This window comes from Achromobacter sp. JUb104 (genome assembly GCF_024806975.1).
Classification (GTDB): Bacteria; Pseudomonadota; Gammaproteobacteria; order Burkholderiales; family Burkholderiaceae_B; genus Achromobacter; species Achromobacter spanius.
Map to the genome: position 1 here is coordinate 1 of NZ_JANUEY010000007.1, position 3,094 is coordinate 3,094.

Annotated in this window: 1 rRNA gene; it reads left to right on the plus strand. The window is 51.6% G+C overall.

The features are described 5' to 3' along the window. Nucleotides 1–135: 135 nt before the first annotated feature. Nucleotides 136–3,020 (plus strand): 23S ribosomal RNA (locus tag M2361_RS28965). Nucleotides 3,021–3,094 lie beyond the last annotated feature (74 nt).

The following is a 3,094-nucleotide window of genomic DNA, read 5'->3' on the forward strand; positions in this document are numbered from 1 at the left end:
GAAAATAAGTACGGGTTGTGATTGCATTATTTTGTTCCAAGTTCTCAAGACTGAGGTGAATAACCTCAGACTGCTTTGAAACTTATGAACGGCACAAACGCTAATACTCAGGTCCTATAGCCTACAGCGTTATAGGATCAAGCGACTAAGTGCATATGGTGGATGCCTTGGCGATCACAGGCGATGAAGGACGTAGTAGCCTGCGAAAAGCTACGGGGAGCTGGCAAACAAGCTTTGATCCGTAGATGTCCGAATGGGGAAACCCACTGCAGCAATGCAGTATCCCTAGCTGAATACATAGGCTAGTGGAAGCGAACCGGGTGAACTGAAACATCTCAGTAGCTCGAGGAAAAGAAATCAACCGAGATTCCGAAAGTAGTGGCGAGCGAAATCGGAAGAGCCTTTACGTTTTAGCACGCAAGATAGTCGAACGGAATGGAAAGTCCGGCCGTAGCAGGTGATAGCCCTGTAGATGAAATCTTGTGTGTGGAACTAAGCGTAAGACAAGTAGGGCGGGACACGTGAAATCCTGTTTGAAGATGGGGGGACCATCCTCCAAGGCTAAATACTCGTGATCGACCGATAGTGAACCAGTACCGTGAGGGAAAGGCGAAAAGAACCCCGGAAGGGGAGTGAAATAGATCCTGAAACCGTATGCATACAAACAGTAGGAGCCTCCTTGTGGGGTGACTGCGTACCTTTTGTATAATGGGTCAGCGACTTACATTCAGTGGCAAGGTTAACCGAATAGGGAAGCCGTAGCGAAAGCGAGTCCGAATAGGGCGATTCAGTCGCTGGGTGTAGACCCGAAACCAGATGATCTATCCATGGCCAGGTTGAAGGCACGGTAACACGTGCTGGAGGACCGAACCCACTAATGTTGAAAAATTAGGGGATGAGCTGTGGATAGGGGTGAAAGGCTAAACAAATCTGGAAATAGCTGGTTCTCTCCGAAAACTATTTAGGTAGTGCCTCAAGTATTACTGCGGGGGGTAGAGCACTGTTATAGCTAGGGGGTCATGGCGACTTACCAAACTATGGCAAACTCCGAATACCCGCAAGTACAGCTTGGGAGACAGAGCACCGGGTGCTAACGTCCGGACTCAAGAGGGAAACAACCCAGACCGCCAGCTAAGGTCCCGAATTATCGCTAAGTGGGAAACGAAGTGGGAAGGCATAGACAGTCAGGAGGTTGGCTTAGAAGCAGCCATCCTTTAAAGAAAGCGTAATAGCTCACTGATCGAGTCGTCCTGCGCGGAAGATGTAACGGGGCTAAGCGATAAACCGAAGCTGCGGGTGTGCACTTTTAGTGCACGCGGTAGGAGAGCGTTCTGTAAGCCTGCGAAGGTGGCTTGTAAAGGCTGCTGGAGGTATCAGAAGTGCGAATGCTGACATGAGTAGCGATAAAGGGGGTGAAAAGCCCCCTCGCCGTAAGTCCAAGGTTTCCTGCGCAACGTTCATCGGCGCAGGGTGAGTCGGCCCCTAAGGCGAGGCAGAGATGCGTAGCTGATGGGAAACTGGTTAATATTCCAGTACCGTCGTACAGTGCGATGGGGGGACGGATCGCGGAAGATCATCAGGGTGTTGGATGTCCCTGTTGCTGTATCGAAGATGGCGCTTAGGCAAATCCGGGCGCGTAAATCAAGGGTATGGCACGAGCGAGCATTGCTTGCGAAGTGATTGGAAGTGGTTCCAAGAAAAGCCTCTAAGCTTCAGCTGTACGAGACCGTACCGCAAACCGACACAGGTGGACGGGATGAATATTCCAAGGCGCTTGAGAGAACTCAGGAGAAGGAACTCGGCAAATTGATACCGTAACTTCGGGAGAAGGTATACCCCGGTAGTGTGAAGCGCCTGCGCGCTTAGCATGATGGGGTCGCAGAGAATCGGTGGCTGCGACTGTTTATTAAAAACACAGCACTCTGCAAAGACGAAAGTCGACGTATAGGGTGTGACGCCTGCCCGGTGCCGGAAGGTTAAGTGATGGGGTGCAAGCTCTTGATCGAAGCCCCGGTAAACGGCGGCCGTAACTATAACGGTCCTAAGGTAGCGAAATTCCTTGTCGGGTAAGTTCCGACCTGCACGAATGGCGTAACGATGGCCACACTGTCTCCTCCTGAGACTCAGCGAAGTTGAAGTGTTTGTGATGATGCAATCTACCCGCGGCTAGACGGAAAGACCCCATGAACCTTTACTGTAGCTTTGCATTGATCTGTGAACCGGCCTGTGTAGGATAGGTGGGAGGCTTTGAAGCGTGGTCGCTAGATCACGTGGAGCCATCCTTGAAATACCACCCTGGTTTGTTTGCGGTTCTAACCTTGGTCCGTTATCCGGATCGGGGACAGTGCATGGTGGGCAGTTTGACTGGGGCGGTCTCCTCCCAAAGTGTAACGGAGGAGTTCGAAGGTACGCTAGGTACGGTCGGAAATCGTGCTGATAGTGCAATGGCATAAGCGTGCTTGACTGTGAGACTGACAAGTCGAACAGGTGCGAAAGCAGGACATAGTGATCCGGTGGTTCTGAATGGAAGGGCCATCGCTCAACGGATAAAAGGTACTCTGGGGATAACAGGCTGATACCGCCCAAGAGTTCATATCGACGGCGGTGTTTGGCACCTCGATGTCGGCTCATCTCATCCTGGGGCTGTAGCCGGTCCCAAGGGTATGGCTGTTCGCCATTTAAAGAGGTACGTGAGCTGGGTTTAAAACGTCGTGAGACAGTTTGGTCCCTATCTGCCGTGGGCGTTGGATACTTGACGGAGCCTGCTCCTAGTACGAGAGGACCGGAGTGGACGTACCTCTGGTGTACCGGTTGTCATGCCAATGGCATTGCCGGGTAGCTAAGTACGGAAGAGATAACCGCTGAAGGCATCTAAGCGGGAAACTCGTCTGAAGATTAGGTATCCCGGGGACTTGATCCCCCTAAAGAGTCGTTCGAGACCAGGACGTTGATAGGTCGGGTGTGGAAGCGCAGTAATGCGTTAAGCTAACCGATACTAATTGCTCGTGAGGCTTGATCCTATAACACTGATGGTTATTGACCTGGTGATATAGCGTTCCAAGTGTCGTTCAATACAAAATCTGGCTGCACCGTC